Annotated in this window: 17 protein-coding genes; 12 read left to right on the plus strand and 5 right to left on the minus strand. The window is 48.7% G+C overall.

What is annotated here, in order from left to right; all coding sequences use genetic code 11:
- Positions 1–15: 15 nt before the first annotated feature.
- Positions 16–573 (minus strand): hypothetical protein, encoded by a 558-nt coding sequence (locus tag ACJJI8_RS18430; RefSeq protein ID WP_282932883.1) that lies wholly within the window; start codon positions 571–573, stop codon positions 16–18.
- A 73-nt stretch (positions 574–646) separates the two neighbouring features.
- Positions 647–1,540, minus strand: a complete 894-nt coding sequence (locus tag ACJJI8_RS18435) for a hypothetical protein (RefSeq protein ID WP_444908217.1) — start codon at positions 1,538–1,540, stop codon at positions 647–649.
- 199 nt (positions 1,541–1,739) lie between these two features.
- On the opposite strand from ACJJI8_RS18435, the gene ACJJI8_RS18440 reads away from it, so the two are divergent.
- The 8 genes from ACJJI8_RS18440 to ACJJI8_RS18475 all read left to right on the plus strand — a co-directional run bounded on the left by ACJJI8_RS18440 (position 1,740) and on the right by ACJJI8_RS18475 (position 12,531).
- On the plus strand, positions 1,740–2,141 hold the full coding sequence (locus tag ACJJI8_RS18440) for a hypothetical protein (protein ID WP_444933302.1): 402 nt from the start codon (positions 1,740–1,742) through the stop codon (positions 2,139–2,141).
- Positions 2,142–2,334: 193 nt separating this feature from the next.
- Entirely contained in the window at positions 2,335–3,873 is a 1,539-nt protein-coding gene (locus ACJJI8_RS18445; RefSeq protein WP_444933303.1) for an efflux RND transporter periplasmic adaptor subunit, read from the plus strand.
- Complete coding sequence (locus ACJJI8_RS18450) at positions 3,867–7,001, plus strand: efflux RND transporter permease subunit (RefSeq protein ID WP_444933304.1); 3,135 nt, start codon at positions 3,867–3,869, stop codon at positions 6,999–7,001. The genes ACJJI8_RS18445 and ACJJI8_RS18450 overlap by 7 nt, the downstream gene beginning before the upstream one ends.
- Before the next feature lie 263 nt (positions 7,002–7,264).
- Positions 7,265–8,653 (plus strand): ATP-dependent RNA helicase DbpA, encoded by a 1,389-nt coding sequence (gene dbpA / locus ACJJI8_RS18455; RefSeq protein WP_444933305.1) that lies wholly within the window; start codon positions 7,265–7,267, stop codon positions 8,651–8,653.
- A 339-nt stretch (positions 8,654–8,992) separates the two neighbouring features.
- The gene (locus tag ACJJI8_RS18460; protein ID WP_444933306.1) at positions 8,993–9,640 is read left to right on the plus strand and encodes a hypothetical protein; all 648 of its coding nucleotides are present in this window, start codon (positions 8,993–8,995) and stop codon (positions 9,638–9,640) included.
- Between the two features lie 92 nt (positions 9,641–9,732).
- Positions 9,733–10,023, plus strand: coding sequence for a hypothetical protein (locus ACJJI8_RS18465; protein ID WP_282932890.1), 291 nt, complete (start codon positions 9,733–9,735; stop codon positions 10,021–10,023).
- 565 nt (positions 10,024–10,588) lie between these two features.
- Positions 10,589–11,473 carry a homocysteine S-methyltransferase family protein gene (locus tag ACJJI8_RS18470; protein WP_444933307.1) on the plus strand — a complete coding sequence of 295 codons (885 nt, stop codon included), beginning with the start codon at positions 10,589–10,591 and terminating at the stop codon, positions 11,471–11,473.
- 488 nt (positions 11,474–11,961) lie between these two features.
- Positions 11,962–12,531: a DJ-1 family glyoxalase III gene (locus ACJJI8_RS18475; protein ID WP_444933308.1), complete on the plus strand. Its 570-nt coding sequence runs from the start codon at positions 11,962–11,964 to the stop codon at positions 12,529–12,531.
- A gap of 460 nt (positions 12,532–12,991) precedes the next feature.
- Here the strand turns inward: ACJJI8_RS18475 and ACJJI8_RS18480 are convergent, their stop codons facing one another.
- Together ACJJI8_RS18480 and ACJJI8_RS18485 are read right to left on the minus strand one after the other, a co-directional pair.
- Entirely contained in the window at positions 12,992–13,696 is a 705-nt protein-coding gene (locus tag ACJJI8_RS18480) for a hypothetical protein (protein WP_444933309.1), read from the minus strand.
- 127 nt (positions 13,697–13,823) lie between these two features.
- The gene (locus tag ACJJI8_RS18485; RefSeq protein WP_444933310.1) at positions 13,824–14,822 is read right to left on the minus strand and encodes a GlxA family transcriptional regulator; all 999 of its coding nucleotides are present in this window, start codon (positions 14,820–14,822) and stop codon (positions 13,824–13,826) included.
- A 108-nt stretch (positions 14,823–14,930) separates the two neighbouring features.
- Here ACJJI8_RS18485 and ACJJI8_RS18490 point away from each other — a divergent pair, with 108 nt between their 5' ends.
- A complete protein-coding gene (locus ACJJI8_RS18490; RefSeq protein ID WP_444933311.1) occupies positions 14,931–15,233 on the plus strand; it encodes a putative quinol monooxygenase in 303 nt (100 codons plus the stop codon).
- Between the two features lie 28 nt (positions 15,234–15,261).
- Positions 15,262–16,062 carry an alpha/beta hydrolase gene (locus ACJJI8_RS18495; RefSeq protein WP_444933312.1) on the plus strand — a complete coding sequence of 267 codons (801 nt, stop codon included), beginning with the start codon at positions 15,262–15,264 and terminating at the stop codon, positions 16,060–16,062.
- Positions 16,063–16,105: 43 nt separating this feature from the next.
- Here ACJJI8_RS18495 and ACJJI8_RS18500 read toward each other — a convergent pair whose 3' ends face one another.
- Positions 16,106–16,975, minus strand: coding sequence for a LysR family transcriptional regulator (locus ACJJI8_RS18500; protein WP_444933313.1), 870 nt, complete (start codon positions 16,973–16,975; stop codon positions 16,106–16,108).
- A 140-nt stretch (positions 16,976–17,115) separates the two neighbouring features.
- Between ACJJI8_RS18500 and ACJJI8_RS18505 the strand changes: the two genes are divergently transcribed.
- On the plus strand, positions 17,116–18,246 hold the full coding sequence (locus ACJJI8_RS18505) for an S-(hydroxymethyl)glutathione dehydrogenase/class III alcohol dehydrogenase (RefSeq protein ID WP_444913131.1): 1,131 nt from the start codon (positions 17,116–17,118) through the stop codon (positions 18,244–18,246).
- 56 nt (positions 18,247–18,302) lie between these two features.
- Complete coding sequence (gene fghA, locus ACJJI8_RS18510) at positions 18,303–19,154, plus strand: S-formylglutathione hydrolase (RefSeq protein ID WP_444933314.1); 852 nt, start codon at positions 18,303–18,305, stop codon at positions 19,152–19,154.
- Positions 19,155–19,231: the final 77 nt, after the last annotated feature.

Consider the following 19,231-nt stretch of genomic DNA (forward strand, 5'->3'; position numbering starts at 1 on the left):
CTATAGATTAACAACCTAATGAACCGGGTATTGTATTTCTTTGGCAATCACCCACATTTTATAATCTGCAGGCATTTCAGATAAGTAATCGAGAGTTCGATAAATAAGATGTTTCTCCATTTCATCGACTCCAGAAGACTTGCTCCAGCCTTCTGCTGCTAACCGGTACATAAAAGTAACCAAAAGGAATTTCTGCTTGCTTGATAACCCATTTCCATGACCATTGATCATCATATGCATAGAAACAAGGTCATAATCCAAGTCAAAAATTGACTCATCAACCTGGACGGATATCTGGGCCGAACGACCCGATACAGAGTTCCCCCGCGCAATCACCTGCATTTCATCAAGAAAGAAGGAGACATGAGCACTATTAGCGGCAGAGCTGTTTTGATAGCGCCCTCTAAGTGCCAAGTCCCTTATCTGACGATTTGAAATTTCACCCTTTAGCCAGAGTTCTGTCATCTGGGTAAACGGGTCGTAGTCCTCGCTCTGGACTATGTACTCATCTGCAAAGGGGGATAAGGAATAGAAAAGCGCGACAAGCCAAAAACAGATCCTTGTTACAGTCATTACAACTACCACTCGAAGTGAAGACCATGCCACGCGGTCGATTATGACGGGAAATCTATTAAATTAAGTATAATCAAGAATTATTGTAGGAACATTGATCGGGAGGACACTTGCACTCATTTACGGGCGAATCAACCGGGGGCTTAAATTCCACATTGATCTTAGCTTTTTTAGCCAGCCTTTTCTCTTGAAGCCTTTCCAAAGCCTCCTTCGTCATTGCGTTTATCTCCCCAGAAAGAAATTTATCAACAAACATTTCGGCTTCTTGATCCAGACTGTAACTACTACGTCCCATTCCCTCTCGTGAGTTATATTTCGATAAGCTATAGGTCAGTAATATCTCTTGAGCTTCACTATCAAACTTACTGAATAGATCTATGATCCAATTAGTTTCCAAGAGGTGTTCAAGAGCTTCAAGATTACCTTGAAGCTCTAAATAGATAGCGGCAAAGTCCTCACCTCCTTGAAGGATCCGGCCTATGTAACCAGCTTCCTCTTTGTGGAAATAATCTAATCTTGCCTGGATGTTTATTTCTTTGATGTCATTGGCGATAACATAGCGACCCAACTTTTCCACTTCAGCCACAGTCATACCAAGCTCATAAAGCTCCTCCTGATTCGTCTTTAACATATACCAAGAAGAGAGTACCCCTAGCAGTCTAAATGACGTCAGCCACGCTCGTTGCTTTCCTAAATCAATCTCGTACCACGCGGACTTTCTCTCAAGCCCATACTTACTGAGGTATGACAAGTCCTCCCCTCTATTAGCAGCTTCCCTAACAGCCCTCATTCTTTGCCAGGCAGCCCAGTTCCGCTCCCTACTCAGCACCCATTCACTGTTAATCTCTTCATTATGTTTATAGGTAGTCGCAAATAACTCCTCGAGAGATGTGCGTTTAGAATCTGCAAAAGAAGGTGCCGCCAATAAGAAGATCAGAAGGAGGCAAACCGGGGGAGTTAATTTCATAGAGACACCTTGTGGTGCTGTTGTAGTCGCATTTATCGAAGGGAATCTACTAACTATCGTCAAGAAATCTCTGCCGAAGGGTTAACCTGTGCCGTAATTACCCCTAGTAGAAGAAAGAAAAACTTGGAAATACCTCTTGGTCACATAGCGAAAGCAACCTTTGTCGAGCAACCGGCCTCTGGTGTATGATTTATCAGTAATGAAGAACTATTCGTCCACATTTCGCGCCAAGCTGATAGCCATGGCGGCCCTGCTCCTGCTGATGTTGCAGGTACAGACCGTGCTCGCCTGCGAAATGATGGAGGACCCCAAGCCATCAGCGGAATGTTGCTGCGATGATATGGCTAAGGGGTCAGACTCAGGTGATGACTGTTGTGGCTATGACGCCCAAGTCTCCCTGAAGACTTCGCTGGACGACCACCAAGTTGCCGTCACCGCCGCATACTTGAATCTGGAACTTCCCCATTTGGCGCCACCGCCAACTTACCAGTGGCCCCAAATTCTGGCTCCGCCATTCGGTACGCCTGAATTATCTCCTACTGCGACAGAATCCCACCCCGGCAACCGAACCTGGCTTGCCACTTTGCGCCTGCGTATTTGATCACTCCCTTTCTCTCTGACTAGCGAAATATGCCCCCAGCCCATGCTGGCGGCTTCAGAAAGATTGTTCTAGGAGTGAACCTTTTGATTTCCCAACAAGCTATAGCGGCCATTGGTGGCCTGCTCGTTGACCCGTTTATTGATAATGTGCTTTGCGCGCAGATGCCCCTTTCCTTCACTCAGGAGGGTGCCCTATGAGCCAGCAAAAAACATTGAACTTAATCGCCCTTACCCTGATGTTAGCGGCTACCGGCGCGGCCTTTTATTGGAAGAAAATTTCTGCACAAGCCGAAGCTCCAAATGCCGATTTTGTGCAAGCTGGCCCCTTCCAGATCGCCGTGTCTGTCGACCCGTTGCAACCCCAAGCGGGTAAAAACCAAATTCGAATTGAAGTTCGTAATGCTGACAATGAGCCGATATCTGGAGCTGAAGTTCGCGCGGTAGCCGAGATGCCCGCCATGGGCGCCATGCCAGCTATGCGTGCCGTCGCCGATATCAGTGAATCCAGCCCCGGTATCTTCACCGGTGAAATTGAGCTGGCCATGGTGGGCTCCTGGCCCATGGTGGTAGATGTAGCGACAGGCCATGATAAGCATGTCGATCTTGCCTTTGATATGAGCACCAATCGCAAAGGCCTGCGCCTGAAATCTGCGCCTGAGGCCTCAGATACCGCCTATTACACCTGCTCAATGCACCCATCGGTGAGAGCTGCTGAAGCCGGTAGCTGCCCTATTTGCGGTATGAACCTGCAGCCTGTGAGCCACGATGAACTGAAAAGTGGCAGCATTGTAGTGGATAGCGGCCGACGCCAGGCCATTGGTATCAAAACCGGGATTGTCGAGCGGCAACCTTTCGCTCTCCCCATACACCTGCACGGCCAAGTCACCTATGACGAGACCCGCTTGCGGGATATCAGCCTGCGCTTCGACGGCTGGATTGGTGAGTTGGATGCAGATTTTGAAGGCAAGCAGGTTAAACGCGGCGAAGTACTGTTTTCTGTTTACAGCCCGGAGTTGCTCGCAGTCCAAGACGAGTATCTAAAGGCCCGCCGCCGTGGCGATGCCCTGGAGAAAGCAGCACGAAGGCGTCTACTGTTGTGGGGTCTCTCTGAAGAGCAAATCGACTGGCTGGTTGAACAGCAAAAAGCGCAGGACTATATCCCGATTTTTGCACCCGCCAGTGGTGTGATTATTGAGAAGAATATTGTCGCGGGCTCTGCGTTTGAAAAGGGCGACAACCTGCTGCGTATAGCCGACCTCAGCCAGGTTTGGATTGAAGCCCACGCCTACGAAGATCAGCTGCCGTTGATAGAAAAAGGTATGCCGGCCAAAGTGCGTTTAACCAACGTCTACCACGAGGAAATCCCAGCCACCCTCACCCAGATTGATCCCTTCCTTAATCACAACAACCGCAGTGCACGGCTGCGTGTGACCTTGCCCAATACCGATGGTGAACTGCGCCCGGGACTGTTTGCGGACATCATGTTAACCGCCAAACTGGGAAATCTCCTGGTGGTACCCAGGGATTCAGTATTGATCTCCGGCAAGAAACGCATTGTCTTCCGCGACCTGGGCCAGGGTCGTCTTGAACCGGTACAAGTACGCACCGGATATGGCGACAGCGACAGGATTGTTATCCGCTCTGGCCTCCAGGCCGGAGATAAAATTGTCACCTCTGGAGTATTCCTGATCGCGGCGGAAAGCCGCCTGAAGTCGGGGGTGCAGCAGTGGTAAATTCCGAACCCAAAGGGCTGATTGCCCGAATTATTGGGGCCTGCGCCGGTAAGCCGGGGATCACTTTGATTCTTGTAGCGATCGCAGCCCTGGCGGGATACCGGGCGCTAACCAGTGTCCCCCTGGATGCTATTCCGGACCTGTCCGACGCCCAGGTGATTGTGATGACAGACTGGCCGGGGCGCAGCCCTGACCTGGTCGAGGATCAAATCACCTACCCGCTTTCTACCGCAATGTTAGGACTGCCCAAAGTCAAATATGTGCGGGGCCAGAGCTTTTTTGGTCTTAGCTTTGTCTACGCCATCTTTGAAGACGGCACCGATATTTATTGGGCCCGCTCACGGGTTCTTGAGTACCTCAACCAAGTAGCCGACCAGCTCCCAGAAGGTGTTCAGCCAAAGCTTGGCCCGGATGCTACCGGAGTGGGCTGGGTATTCCAGTACGCGCTGGTTGATCGAAGCGGTAACAACGATCTGCAAGAACTGCGTGCGCTGCAGGATTTCAAGTTGCGCTATTGGCTCACTTCTGTCGAGGGCGTGGCCGAAGTGGCTTCCATTGGCGGCTACGAAAAGGAGTACCAGGTCCAAATCGACCCCCATCGTTTGCAGATGTTTAAGGTTCCGCTCGGCAAAGTGGTCGAGGCCATTCGCCGCAGTAACAACGACACCGGAGGACGAGTACTGGAGATCGCAGGCCACGAACATATGGTGCGTGGCCGGGGCTATATCCGCAGCGTTGACGATCTCGAAGAGGTGGTGATCGGGGTCAATGCGGCGAAGATTCCAGTGACTTTGGATCAGGTAGCGGATATTACCCTGGGGCCTGCAATGCAGCGCGGTATTGCCGAGCTGGATGGCGAGGGCCAGACCGTAGGTGGCATCGTAGTAATGCGCTACGGTGGAAATGCCCTCAAGGTTATTGAGAGAGTTAAAGAGCGTATCGAGCAAATCCGTGCAGGCTTACCGGAAGGCGTTGAGCTGGTAGTAACTTATGATCGCTCACAATTAATTAATAGCGCGATCGACAATCTCAAAAATACTCTGATTGAAGAGATGCTGGTGGTCGCCGCTGTGATCGCTATTTTCCTACTCCACGCCCGCTCAGCGTTGGTAGCTGTAATCACTCTGCCGATTGCAGTTTTACTGGCCTTTATTCCACTGTCCCTACAAGGGCTTACCGCCAACATTATGTCACTGGGAGGTATTGCCGTAGCCATCGGTGCCATGGTGGATGCGGCAGTGGTAATGGTGGATAACATCCACAAAAAGCTGGCAGCCGATGGGGATAAGGAGTTGTCTCCAGGCGAGAAAAGAACGCTAATCGTTCGGGCAATGCAGGAAGTCGGACCGAGTATTTTCTTCTCCCTGATTATTATCACGGTTTCATTTCTGCCGGTATTCGCGCTGGAAGCTACCGAAGGCCGCCTGTTCAAACCCCTCGCCTACACCAAAACCTACAGCATGGCTTTCGCCGCCCTATTGGCAATCACCTTGATTCCAGCTCTTGCTGTACTGCTAATGCGCGGCAAAATTCGCAACAGGGAAAACCCGATTTCCCGCGTTTTAGTCCATACACTACTGCCAGTGATCCACTTCTGCGTGCGGCAACGCAAAGTTGTAGCCACTCTCGCGATATTAGCTCTGGTTTCTGTGGCCTACCCCATTAGCAAGCTAGGTGGTGAATTTATGCCGCCGCTCAATGAGGGCAGCATCCTGTATATGCCTACCGCCCTACCCGGCATGTCGGTTACCGAAGCGGGCAAGGTGCTGCAACAAATGGACGAGGAACTGAAAGCTTTCCCAGAAGTAGAGCATGTCTTTGGCAAGATTGGCCGCTCCAATAGCGCCACCGATCCCGCACCGCTCTCAATGGTAGAAACCGTAATCACCCTGAAGCCTAAAAATGAGTGGCGCCCCGGCATGACTTGGGACGACCTGCTGGCGGAAATGGATGAAAAGCTGCGCTATCCCGGTATGCCCAATATCTGGTGGATGCCCATCCAAACCCGCACTGAGATGCTCGCCACCGGTATTCGCAGCCAGCTCGGCATCAAAGTGTTTGGAGATAACCTGGAGGAGATCGAACAGACCGCTTTGGCCATCGAAGAAGCACTGCGCAGTGACCAACGTACTTCGGAACAAACCCGAAGCGTCTTCGCCGAGCGTCTAACCGGCGGTTACTTCCTGGACTTTGATATCGATCGCGCACGGGCTTCCCGCCACGGCTTGAATGTACAAGATATCGAAGATGTGATCGCCGCAGCTGCTGGTGGCCTGGCCGCAACCCAGACCATCGAAGGCCGAGAACGTTACGATGTGTTAGTGCGCTATGCCCGCGACTACCGGGATACCCCTGAACAGCTTGAACAAATCCTGGTCCCCGCCTCTGATGGTTCCCAAGTGCCCCTGAACCAGCTGGCTGATCTGGACTTCCGCACTGGCCCGCCCATGATCCGCAATGAGGATGGGCAGTTGGTGGGCTTGGTATTTGTCGACTTGAAGGGCGATATCGGCGTTGCAGATTATGTTAATCGCGCAAAGCAGGTTGTTGCCGACCAGGTTTATCTGATTCCTGGGCAACGTATCGCCTGGGCCGGCCAATACCAGTACCTGGAGCGCGCCAAGTCCCGCCTGCAATGGTTAGTGCCCCTGACCTTGTTGGCTGTGTGCTTCCTGCTATATCTACATAGAGGCAGGCTATCCGACACCCTGTTTGTACTCACCGCCATGCCTATGGCACTGATCGGCGCCTTCTGGCTGTTATACCTGCTCGACTACAAACTTAGCGTTGCTGTATGGGTCGGCATGATTGCCATGGCTGGTCTCGCCGCTGAGATGGGGTTATTAATGCTGCACTACTTATCTGCCGCCGGAAATAACTCTGAGCGCGGCAATACTGCGACTGTTGCCGAAGCGGCAGCTGGCCGTATTCGCCCGATGCTAATGACCAGCCTGACACTGTTAATTTCATTGATACCAGTCATGGTTTCCGATGGCACCGGCGCAGATGTTATGAAACGGATCGCAGCACCAATGGTGGGCGGCACCATAACCACACTGCTGTTTGTGTTGTTAGTGATGCCCGGGGTTTTCTATCAATGGAAAGCCCGCGAAGGTAAGCAAAGCTGACGTTAGTAAATTGGGGCACCGGGTTTATGCTACCCAGTGCCCCAGTTCTCATTTCACAAGAAGATAATCTGGATAGAAGAGACTTTAACGGGAACAAGGTGATTCATAGGTTTCTTCAGGGTTAACTGTTAAAATTCCATACAAATTTTGTATTGCACAAACTGCAAAATTGCAGCGTTCACAAAGGCTAAGTAGGTGACGATCACTTTCCCTACTACTTGTGTAATACGCGTATTTGACATTTAACGACTCCAGGATTCACCTTGACTGCACCTTTTTCCGATCTCTCCCTAAACCCCGCCCTGCTGAAAAACCTGGCGTCACTCAACTACAAGTCCATGACCGAGGTTCAGGCCAAAACGCTTCCGATCATTCTTGACGGCAAGGACGTTATCGCCAAGGCAAAAACCGGTTCCGGTAAAACGGCCGCCTTCGGTTTGGGGGTGCTGCATCGGCTCAATGTCAGCCGCTTTCGGATTCAATCGCTGATTCTATGCCCAACACGGGAATTGGCGGACCAGGTTGCGCAGGAACTGCGCCGACTGGCACGGGCAATTCACAACATTAAGATTCTGACTCTCTGCGGCGGCATGCCTTTCGGCCCTCAAATCGGCTCCCTGGCCCATGGAGCCCATATCATCGTTGGTACTCCAGGGCGTATCGAAGAACACCTGCGCAAAGGAACACTCTCCTTAGAGCATGTCGATACGCTGGTCTTTGACGAAGCCGACCGAATGCTCGATATGGGATTTCAGGACGTTATCGATACCATTCTGGCGCAGGTGCCAACTGGCCGGCAGTCGTTACTATTCAGCGCTACCTACCCCGATGAAATTGAAAAGCTCAGCGCCCGAGTGATGCAAAAACCGGTGATGGTTAAAATTGATTCTGCCCATAGCGACGAGGTGATCGAACAACGCTTTTACAGAACTGAGAGTTTCGAGGATCGCCTGGAGATGACTCGGCGTGTCCTGCTCAATGATAAACCAGTCAATACCCTGGTTTTCTGCAACACCAAACGCGAAACCGATGAAGTGGCCGATGATCTGAAACAGGCTGGCTTCAATGTCCTCGCCCTGCATGGTGATATGGAGCAGCGCCAGCGCAATGAAACCCTGATTCGATTTGCCAATGGCAGCGCTTCAATTCTGGTGGCCACTGATGTGGCTGCACGAGGTCTTGATATCGACAAGCTGGATGCGGTTATCAACTTTCATATCGCCAAAGACCCGGAAGTTCATACCCATCGCATAGGGCGGACAGGCCGCGCCGGTGAGCGCGGTTGCGCTTACTCCTTTTTTGCTGAAAAAGAGGGCCACAAGCTGGTTCATATGGACCTAACCCAGGACCCACTATCCGATCCAGATACACCGCCACCCGCCAGCATATTAAGTGAACCCCCTTTCCAGGCACCGATGGCCACTCTTCAAATCGATGGCGGCAAGAAGCAAAAGGTCCGCCCTGGCGATATCCTCGGTGCCCTAACCGGCGGCGACCGCCCGATTAACGGTAAAGATGTTGGCAAGATCAACGTACTGGATATGACTGCCTATGTTGCAATTAAACGCAATGTGGCATCACAAGCACTTAAGAAAATTGAAAACGGAAAGTTGAAAGGACGTAAATTTCGAGTGCGGCGTATTCGAGGGTAAGCCGAGTGAATATCCCCTGGCGGCGCCGGGGGATTGCCCTTTTACGCCCGCTTCTGGTTTATGGATCCCCTGACCGTTATTTCAAGAGCTGACAATAAATATAGAAAAATCAGATGGAAATCTAAGGGTTACAGAGTGATATAAAATTAGGATAGTGGTCAAAGTAATCGTTTTTGCAGTTTGCACGCCGTGACAACTAAGTTTCACCCAATGATTTTTAACAATATTTTCGTTTTAGCGAAGAAATTGATTCTGAAATAACAATCGGGATAATAGTGATCTGTATGATTAATTTATAAATGTTAGGCACTAAGTCCGAAGTAAAATTAGGTTTTTCGAATGAGTATCAAGGTTGATGAAGCTATTTGGGTGAGTATTCCCCAAGACTCCCGGGAAGATTCTCTCAAATGGCATGATGGAAATGGAGTTCAGTTGGTGCTTCATTCTATAGGATTTGACGAAGCTTTGTATTCACGATTGACTAACGAAATGTTAGCGCGAAAATATTATAGGGATAATTTCGCTGAACAAGGTATAGGTATTGTTCAATGTGACTTAGTGACGGTTAGTGGCCAAAAGGCTGTTAAGACAATCGGCAAGAAAATTGTGCAAGGTCAGCCTGCCCTATATATTGGCTCATTGGCAATCCCTATGTCAGACCGATCTTTTGTTTTATCCCTGTATTCACAAGAAGCTGGTATTACAGGTATGAGAGATACTGTGCTTTTCAGTAAGTTGTCATCCGAGAGTGATAAGTTAAAACCAGATCCTGATTCGGGAAAGATGATTGGGTGGGCACAAGATCCCTATTTTCCGAAGTACGATGGGCCTTGTCTTCGAAACCTGTCTGAATCAGAGGATTATGATAATCAGTTTCCAAACCACCCATTAACAAAAGTACGGAGCCGAATTGGTGAATTGGTTGCTTCGGTAGAAGTCTTGGTGAGAGAGCCCAAAAGCAACAAACCATGGTGGAAAGTATGGTAGCAATATTGCCTAACAAAACGCTGCTTGGGACAAAACCACGCTGCACTCCGATTTGCCCAAGAACATGGATTTATGCATCGTAGAGAATTAAAATGAATACATTAGAGATACAAGAGAAGAAGAAATTCCCTAAGGAAATCGCAATTGCGTTAGCTATAGTCGCTACACTAGTTTCACTTGCACCAATTGCCATTGTTCAAAATGAGAAGGCTGTCTTACTTGCAATATTTGGCCTTGTAATGAACTTCGCTCTTATACCTTCCATTTTCCTATTGTTTGGTGGTATCCAGAAATTACGTGATAGGCAATTCAACTTGTGGAGTGCGTACTACCTTGGGCTCTTTGTTGCCATAGTTTTGGCAGGACAGAAGCTGATAGTGTAGTGGCCATGTATAACAATGCCCGACAATTCAGTTCAGGTCTTCGGCCCTCCATGAGATAACTTACCCGGTGTACGTTTTGCTCAAGTCGCTTCATCTGGCCCTTCACGGGGCAGATCACCCTGTACACTTTTCACACAAAATGCCCGCTAGCACTATTATGAATCCGTTGAAATTACGAGTACTTAAACGAACTTGCTCAGAGTGTAAGAGTAGGACTCTGGAAATTCCATTGTTCTCGACAACTTTAATCTGCCGGAACTGTGTATCTATCTTTAAGGTTCGTGGCTGGTTCAGATTTGTGCAGATTATTGGAGCGGGCTTCCTATATTTTTTGATACTTCAAGCGGCTCTAGCGCTTCTAGAAGATGCAAGATTAAATCAAATTAGCTTTGTAGTGGTGACATTTTTGGTGGCACCTTTAGTCACTTCAGTTATATTAAAAACTTCGAAAATGTATCTCGCACCCTTGGAGCTAACTGGAGTAAAAAGCAAGGTGCGAGGTAATTCATAACAAGTCAATTCACTTCGCGCCTTCGGCATCCGACAGCTTACACTGAGGAGCATCATGCAAGGAATCCTTTCAGAGAAATTGATTCTTACTGAAGCGGCCATACTCGAAAGAGTCAGGCGTAACAAAGATATAAGCCTTTGCAGCCATGTCGATCATGCTAAATTAATCTATAGCAAAACTGGTGCTGAAAGCCTTAAACGAATCTACTGTGAATACATAAACCTTGCAATTGATGCAAAACTCCCTCTTTTGCTTGCAACTCCCACATGGAGGGCCAGCTCAGAGAGAGTTTCTCTAGCCAAGGCGCCTACGTCTATCAATGAAGACGCTGTTAATTTTCTTTCGAATATCTTGCCAAAAGAGGGAAATGTATATGTAGGAGGCCTAGTCGGCTGTAAAAATGACTGCTACAAACCAGAACAAGGCCTAACTTACAAAGAATCTATTTCTTATCATCGTTGGCAAATTGATAAGCTCGGAGCCTCTAATGCTGACTACCTCATGGGAGTAACCCTACCAGCTGTACCAGAGGCACTTGGCATTGCATCTCTAATGTCAAAGCACTCTAAGCCATATTTTATTAGCTTTGTCATTGGCTCAGATGGTCGCCTTTTAGATGGCCATACCATTCAAGAAGCAATTTCACATATTGATCATCAGATTTCGCCTAAACCTTCTGGGTACTTTATTAATTGTTCTCATCCTTCTTTTCTAAACGCTTCAAGTCAATTACCTGACAGACTAATCGGCATACAAGCCAATGCTTCATCACTAACGCATACTGAACTAGAAAACAGCAAAACAACGCACTCCGACAGCATATCGAAATGGGGTAATCTTATGCTTCACTTAAATCAGAATAGCGGGTTCAATATATTAGGCGGCTGTTGCGGTACTGATTCAAGACACCTGGAATACATCATAAATAATCACAACTAACAAATTTAGCCCGCTTCTTTCCGCTTACGACTACCCTGGGCAACCACTCTCTTGGAGTGGCTATCATTGCAAACGGCATTAGCAGGACTGCTGGAATTATGAATAGGGGAAAGGGAGCAACACTGAGGCTCACAGTTGCCTGATCGCCTCAATTCTAGTGGCCACCGATGTGACAGTTCGCGGTCTGGATATCGCCAAAGGTCTACCCTGAGGATATCGTGGGTGCCCTAAAGGTGGCGATCGTCCGTTAAACGGTAAAAATGTTGGCAAGTTCAACGTGCTGCACATGACCGCCTATGTTGTGATTAAGCAAAATGCGGCAGTACAAGCACTTAAGAGCATTGAGAACACAAAGTTGAAAGAGCATCTGGTGCGACATATCAGAGGGGCTCTTAGCTCACCTACCAAAGTTGTAGGTCAGCTCAAAGAGGTAGGATTAGCCCAGAAAGCCTATAAATAGGTTAACCCCATCGTTTGGAGCTGCGATCGTGCCCAAAATACTAATTCCCGTCGCCGATGGTAACGAGGATATAGAAACCGTTGCCATCTACGACATTTTGAGCCGAACGGATGCAGAGCTGGCACTGGCATCGATTATGCCGAGTAGACGTATAACTACCCTACGCAATCTTGTTATTGAAGCCCCCTACTCCATAGAGGATTGCTTGGACTCCACGTGGGATCTAATAGCCCTACCAGGCGGCAAAGAAGGTGCCGAGCAAATGCATAACTCAGCCTCCCTAATAAAGCTTATCCGAGAGCAACTTGAGTCGGGCCGATGGCTAGGGGCAATTTGCACTGCTCCGGTGATCGTTCTTGGTCGGCAAGGGTTAATCACCAATTTCAAGGCCACTTGCTACAAGACTTTTCGCAGTGAACTTAGTCAATATGTGAAGGAAACCAGTGATCAGAGAGTGGTGGTCGACCGGAATTTGGTGACCAGCCAATCACCCGGGACCGCTATCGAGTTCGCTTTTGAACTCGTCACCTGCTTGTTTGGGGAAGATCTATCACAGTCAATTGCGGAGACAGTGAATGTTTATCTACCAACTAAATAAGCCTACTTTTTGCCTGCTTTATTTAACTCTGTAGAACTAATAAATGCTCGGGTACTGCCTCAATACTATCGCCTGAGGAGAAGACTTAAGGAGCCTCTGAATAACTCCGTGACACCTCTGGCATGCAGAGCGGCTCACAATTAAGGCGCGGCTTCGCAGGAATGTCTAGACCTTTCAAGAAGTCGCAACGCGGAGTGTGAATCGCTCCGCAAGCCCCGAAGGGCGGGCCTTGAAGGCCACAGCTGCTGCGTTGCAGCTCTTGCAAAGGACTAGGCCATTCGCGGCGAGCTGCGCCTAACATCTGCAGCCTTCAAGACCCGCAGAGGGATTACGGAGTTATTCAGAGGCTCCTTAATTAAGGTATACCTCTAATCTGAACGTAATATACCTATAGTATTATGATGCTACCACGCTGGATAGGCGTAAAAAATTGCAAGTAACTGAGCGTTTTGCATTCATCTTATTCACAGCTTTCAGCACCGTCAGGCAAAAGACCTGGATCAGGTGTATTGCGTTTCCCCTTATATTCCGATAATGCTCGAATATACTCGGACAAAGGTCTGCATACCTTTAGATCCCTTGGATAGCTCCTGGTACACACCACTGACAATGCCGACTTTAGTTCCATTTCGGCAGATGCAGTCTGCATGGAAATTAAACTAAGGCCCGCCTTTGTCGCAGGCATTTCAGAATCTTCCAAAACCATCTCTTTGAGACGACATATATCTTGTGTAGACCTCATTTTCCCCAAGCTAAGAGCAGCATAAGCTCTTGGGATTTCTATACTAGAGCCTAGCATTGATCTTACATAATTTAGGTACTTATAATCCTGGTCTCTGGCTTTTTTCCATATCAATTCAGCTAAGAGTATCTTGACTTCGTGAGACTTTACTAAATCTTCATTCCACCCGTTTTCCTTCGCACCCTTATAGTCAAACGCCTCTATTAATTCTTGTACCTGCTTATCATTAAGACTTTGATAATAACGTAAACTGACAAGAGCGCTTAAGGCTTCTTCAAGCTCTATATCAGGGTCACGCAGAACATTTATAATGCCATCAATTCTTTTTTCGAATTTTCCAGCAGACGCCCCCTGGGATTCACCCATACCTGCGATCGGAAAGATGGATGCGAGAACAAAAAATATATAAACAATAACTCTCATAATTTCTCAATTTTTATTGCGTCAATAAAAGTCTAGCAGACCAATATTTTTTATCTTAAGGGATTCCATATTTCAACCGAGTCCATTTCAGTAATCGCCAAAAGTACCCAACATGCTTACAAGAAAATCAGCTTTTCTGATATTTCTGCCTAAATTGACTGGGACTCATCCCCACATGCGACTTAAATACACGTCGGAATACTGCATCATCGGAATAGCCTAATTCATGCGCAACACTGGCAACTTTATTGGCCGAATTAAGTAAAAGGCTGCGTGCGTACTCCATACGGACGCTATCGATAAATTGTTTGGGTGCTTGCGCTGTTAACTGTTTTAGCCGCCGGTGTAATGTTCGCTCGGATATCGACAGTTCTTTTGCAAGCAACTGGCTGCCTAACTGTTGACCAAAATATTGACGAACCACATTTTCAGCATCCACCAGAAACTGATCTTTTGATACCTGGTAGCCTTTTGGTACATGCAAAGTTTGCGAACGCGGGTGGGAGTCCACAACGGCGAGATCAGCAACTTTGGTAGCGACTTCATCGCCAGCTAGCATCTTGATCACTTGTAGAGTCACATCTACCCAAGATAAAGGGCCACCCGCTGTCACTATATTTTCATCTACTAATAGTCCACTGGCCCATAGAGGGCAGGCATTGCTAAAGCGGGATTTCAACTCATTGTGTAACCACCAGGTGGTTGTGCATTGTCGTCCATTTAGCAAACCCGCTTCACCCAGCGCCAAAACGCCACTACAAGAACCCGCGATAATCGCCCCGCGCCTATATTGAGTTCGCAACCATTCGCAAGTCGGCTGGTCCAGTAACTTTTCAGGAGGCACACCAAACTGGTTGGGCATAAATCCGGGGACTATCACGGCATCGCAACTGGATATTTGTGATACCCCATGGCTTACAGCAAAGTGGCTGCCCTGCCCGTCTATAATGTCGGCGCCATCAGCACTGGCGACTAGGGTTTCGGGGGACCAGGACTGTTGATAGGCTGGGTCCAGGGAGTGCTGGCTTTCAGATAAGCGGAGGCCACCCAGGGCAAACATATCCTGAACGCCAGCCAAGGCCGACGGCAAAACTCCTGGCATAGACAAGATGACTATCTGGGCCATAAATCCTCAAAGTGGCGAATTTTGTCTGATCATTGTCTTTTTGGACACTGATAGTCAAGCCTAAGCTTCCCCTAGGATACTCATCACCAAACAACGTGAGAGAAAACAATGACTGAAGCAAAGCTGGCCATCGTGGCACTGATCGACGCCAAAGCAGAGAAGGCTGATGAAGTAAAGGCGCTGCTCACCTCAGCCCAACCACTCGCTGTGGAAGAGCAAGGAACCCTGAGCTGGTATGCCGTACAAATCAACGCTACGCGATTTGCTATTTTTGACACGTTTAGCGATGAAGACGGCTTAACTGCACATCTTAACGGCAAGATCGCTGCAGCATTGCTTGGCAAAGCGGATGAACTGCTCGCGTCAGAACCACAAATTATGACTGCGGATATCCTCGCATCTAAAGTCTAAGGAAGCCTTGAAAAACCGGGAGCCGGCTTTGGATAACTCTATCGTCTTTATCCACGGAACCAATGCCGGCCCCTGGACAATGGAGAACTTCCACCAGTATTTTGAGGAGGAAGGATTCTATTGTCACAGCCCAAGCTACCGCTACCATGAAGATCTAAAGTCAGAACAAAATCAGCAACACCTTAAAGGACTGAGTATTGCCGACTACGTTGATGACATCAGGGCATTTATACAATCTTTAAATCAAAAACCTATACTAGTCGGCCACTCCCTGGGCGGTGTTATTGCACAAAAATTGGCGACTATGGATTTGGCACGGGCAATCGTATTGCTTAACGGAAGCGTAAACTGGGGAATACTGCCCACCACAGAAGAAGAGCGTGCGCTGGGCAAGTTGTTTATGGCTGCGGGTGAATTTTGGAATGATGTCCTGTTACCGGATTTCGCGACAATGGCGAAATTCGGGTTGAATAAACTTAATCCAGATGACCAGCACAAGGTCTTCGATCGGTTAGGTCCTGAATCTGGGCAAGTCCTATTTGAATTGTTCTTCTGGATTTTTGACAACAATAAAACAACCAGGATTGACTATCAAAAAATCAATTGCCCCACTTTAATAGTTTCAGGAACCGATGACCTGGCAATTCCCCCTTCCACAGCACAGTTAATCGCGGAGCGGCAAGGTAAAAATACCACCTTCTACCGGGCGGAAGGTTATGGTCACTATTTAATGCTGGAGCCAAAATGGAAGCGGATTGCGGAATTCTGCAGCACGTGGATAAGCCAACAATTTCAAAAAACCACCTCCACTAGCAATAAATCACTGTGAACCCTTTACTACACTAAACCCTTAATCTGCCTCCTCCCTTTTCTCAAGTGAGATACTCGGCTAGATAATCAATCAGCAGCCTGACTTTCGGCGCGATATATCGATTGCCGGGGTAAACTGCATATACCCCTTCATCCCTATCTTCGAGATCACTTAAGAGTGTGATTAATTTTCCTTCAGCGATATATTGCTCGACGTAATAATCTGGCAACTGCACAACCCCCAGGCCTTTAAGCGCAGCATCTAAAAGCGCCCAGCCGCTGTTGTAACGAAGGCTACCTTTGACCCTAAGGTTTTTTTCTCCTTCCCTGGTACTGAATCGCCAGTAATCCAGTGTACCCAGCAGGCAGTTGTGACTGTTCAATTCAGACAAGGAATGTGGGGTCCCGTGCTCTTCAAGATAATCCGGTGAGGCGCATAGATGAATTCGCCGATCCGCCAACTTTCTTGCCATCAAGGTTGAGTCCTGCAACTTACCCAGGCGTATGGCGATATCGTAACCCTCATCTATAAGGTCAACCTGGCGATTGGTGAAATAGGCATTGACCTCAATCTTGGGGTTTTGAATCACAAAATCATTGATCAGTGGTGCAACCTTCTTTTCAGCATAAGTGACCGGTGCCGTCAGTTTGATTTTGCCCTGTGGGTGGCTCTGTAATTGAGTTACTGCTCGTTCCGCCGCCTCCAGCCCATCGAGCACCCCCCGGCAATGCTGGTAAAACAGCGTACCTTCTTGTGTCAGTGACACCTTGCGCGTGGTTCGATATAGCAGTTTGACATTCAAACGGCTCTCCAAAGCACTGACCTGGCGGCTGACTTTAGCAGTAGAAATAGCCAGCCGCTGCGCTGCGAGGGTAAAGCTCTCGCTTTCAGCAACATAAACGAACTCCGTAATGCCTTCCCAGTCTTTCATTATTGCAAATATGTAAAAGTAAGTTTCAAAAACACCCAATTATAATCAATTCTGCAATCAATATAATGGCTCCCCAGTCGTCACAGCGGGGCCAGCCAACTTCAGGCCCTGAATGACATGGTTTAACAGCGAGTAATCTTATGTCTGAACAATTTATCAAGTCGAAGGCCGCCATCGCTTGGGGGCCTGGCCAACCGTTATCGGTCGAAGAAGTGGATGTCATGCTGCCAAAGGCTGGTGAAGTATTGATCAAGGTCATTGCATCGGGAGTGTGTCACACCGATGCTTTCACCTTGTCTGGCGACGACCCGGAAGGCAAATTCCCCTGTATTTTGGGCCATGAAGGTGGCGGTATTGTCGTGCATGTCGGTGAAGGGGTTACCAGTGTCAAAGAGGGTGATCATGTGATCCCCCTGTACACCCCAGAATGTGGCGAGTGTAAATTCTGCAAGTCCGGCAAGACGAACCTCTGCCAAAAGATCCGTGAAACTCAGGGCCAAGGCCTGATGCCCGACGGCACCACACGCTTCTATAAAGATGGCAAGCCCATCTACCACTATATGGGCTGCTCGACATTTTCGGAGTACACCGTACTGCCAGAGATTTCACTGGCAAAAGTAAATCCGGCTGCACCGTTAGAGGAAGTCTGCCTGCTGGGTTGTGGTGTCACTACTGGTATGGGCGCTGTGATGAACACCGCCAAAGTTCAAGAAGGCGATACTGTTGCGATTTTTGGCCTTGGGGGCATTGGCCTTTCGGCGATTATCGGCGCTACCATGACAAAGGCCTCGCGAATCATTGCCATCGATATCAATGAAAGCAAGTTTGAAATAGCCCGCAAACTGGGGGCGACGGACTGCATCAACCCCAACAACTACGATAAGCCAATTCAGGAAGTCATTGTCGAACTCACCGAGGGCGGTGTGGATTACTCCTTCGAATGCATCGGCAACGTCAATGTGATGCGCTCCGCTCTGGAGTGCTGCCACAAGGGCTGGGGTGAATCGGTCATTATCGGTGTAGCTGGTGCCGGCCAGGAGATCTCCACCCGTCCCTTCCAGCTGGTAACAGGCCGAGTCTGGCGCGGGTCCGCATTCGGCGGCGTTAAAGGACGCTCCGAATTACCAGACTACGTAGAGCGCTACCTGAATGGCGAATTCCAGCTCAACGACTTTATCACCCACACCATGAGCCTGGATGACATCAATAAATCTTTCGATCTGTTACATAAAGGCGAAAGTATCCGCACCGTCATTCACTTCGATCAATAACCAGCAATGATCAATTGGGCCATCCCTTGGAGGTGGTCCAATTAGGGCTATCCATCATGTCTATTGAAAATATCAGTGCCAACCGGAGTTTTGGCGGCTGGCACAAGCAATACCTTCACGACTCTCAGTCACTTAACTGCAAAATGCGTTTTGCTATTTATTTGCCACCGCAAGCTTCACAAATGCACAAGGTTCCGGTGCTCTACTGGCTGTCAGGTCTGACCTGTACCGATGAGAATTTTATGCAAAAGGCAGGAGCCCAGCGGATTGCCTCCGAACTAGGGATAGCCATCGTTGCTCCCGACACCAGTCCCCGTGGAGAATCTGTTGCCGATGATGAAGCCTATGATCTGGGGCAAGGTGCTGGATTTTATATCAACGCCACCCAAGCGCCCTGGAGTCGCCACTACCACATGTATGATTATGTGGTGGAAGAACTGCCGGCACTTATCGAGAGCACCTTCCCTGTGACAACACAGCGGGCCATTGCAGGACATTCAATGGGGGGCCATGGCGCACTGATAATCGCCCTACGCAATCCGACAAGTTATGTTTCCGCATCAGCCTTCAGCCCCATTAGCAATCCTTCTCAGTGTCCGTGGGGACAAAAAGCCTTTGAAACCTATTTAGGCAAAGATCGGGATAGTTGGCGAGACTACGATAGCAGCGAACTGCTCAAAAATGCCGAGAAGCCTGTGCCGATGTTGGTGGATCAAGGGGAAGCTGATAGCTTTCTTGTTGAACAGCTGAAACCCGAGATGCTCGAAGCGGTTGCCAAAGTAAGTAACTACCCGCTCCAACTTCGCCGCCATTCCGGCTATGACCACAGCTATTACTTTATCGCCAGCTTTATTGAGGAACATCTTCGGTTTCATGGCAGCTTTTTCAATCAAGCACTCAAAAGATAATATTTGATGCCCTTTAGAAACCTAATGCGGCTGTCTGGAGGAGAACTCGAACTACAAATGGGCCACAATGGGCCCAT

This window comes from Microbulbifer maximicatervae (SeqCode), assembly GCF_052467695.1.

Coding starts and splice junctions, on each gene's coding strand:
- ACJJI8_RS18440 (WP_444933302.1), top strand. CDS start 1,740: ATGAAGAACTATTCGTCCACATTTCGCGCCAAGCTGATAGCCATGGCG.
- ACJJI8_RS18430 (WP_282932883.1), bottom strand. CDS start 573: ATGACTGTAACAAGGATCTGTTTTTGGCTTGTCGCGCTTTTCTATTCC.
- ACJJI8_RS18480 (WP_444933309.1), bottom strand. CDS start 13,696: ATGAGAGTTATTGTTTATATATTTTTTGTTCTCGCATCCATCTTTCCG.
- ACJJI8_RS18445 (WP_444933303.1), top strand. CDS start 2,335: ATGAGCCAGCAAAAAACATTGAACTTAATCGCCCTTACCCTGATGTTA.
- ACJJI8_RS18460 (WP_444933306.1), top strand. CDS start 8,993: ATGAGTATCAAGGTTGATGAAGCTATTTGGGTGAGTATTCCCCAAGAC.
- ACJJI8_RS18470 (WP_444933307.1), top strand. CDS start 10,589: ATGCAAGGAATCCTTTCAGAGAAATTGATTCTTACTGAAGCGGCCATA.
- ACJJI8_RS18500 (WP_444933313.1), bottom strand. CDS start 16,975: ATGAAAGACTGGGAAGGCATTACGGAGTTCGTTTATGTTGCTGAAAGC.
- ACJJI8_RS18485 (WP_444933310.1), bottom strand. CDS start 14,822: ATGGCCCAGATAGTCATCTTGTCTATGCCAGGAGTTTTGCCGTCGGCC.
- ACJJI8_RS18490 (WP_444933311.1), top strand. CDS start 14,931: ATGACTGAAGCAAAGCTGGCCATCGTGGCACTGATCGACGCCAAAGCA.
- ACJJI8_RS18505 (WP_444913131.1), top strand. CDS start 17,116: ATGTCTGAACAATTTATCAAGTCGAAGGCCGCCATCGCTTGGGGGCCT.
- fghA (WP_444933314.1), top strand. CDS start 18,303: ATGTCTATTGAAAATATCAGTGCCAACCGGAGTTTTGGCGGCTGGCAC.
- ACJJI8_RS18465 (WP_282932890.1), top strand. CDS start 9,733: ATGAATACATTAGAGATACAAGAGAAGAAGAAATTCCCTAAGGAAATC.
- ACJJI8_RS18435 (WP_444908217.1), bottom strand. CDS start 1,540: ATGAAATTAACTCCCCCGGTTTGCCTCCTTCTGATCTTCTTATTGGCG.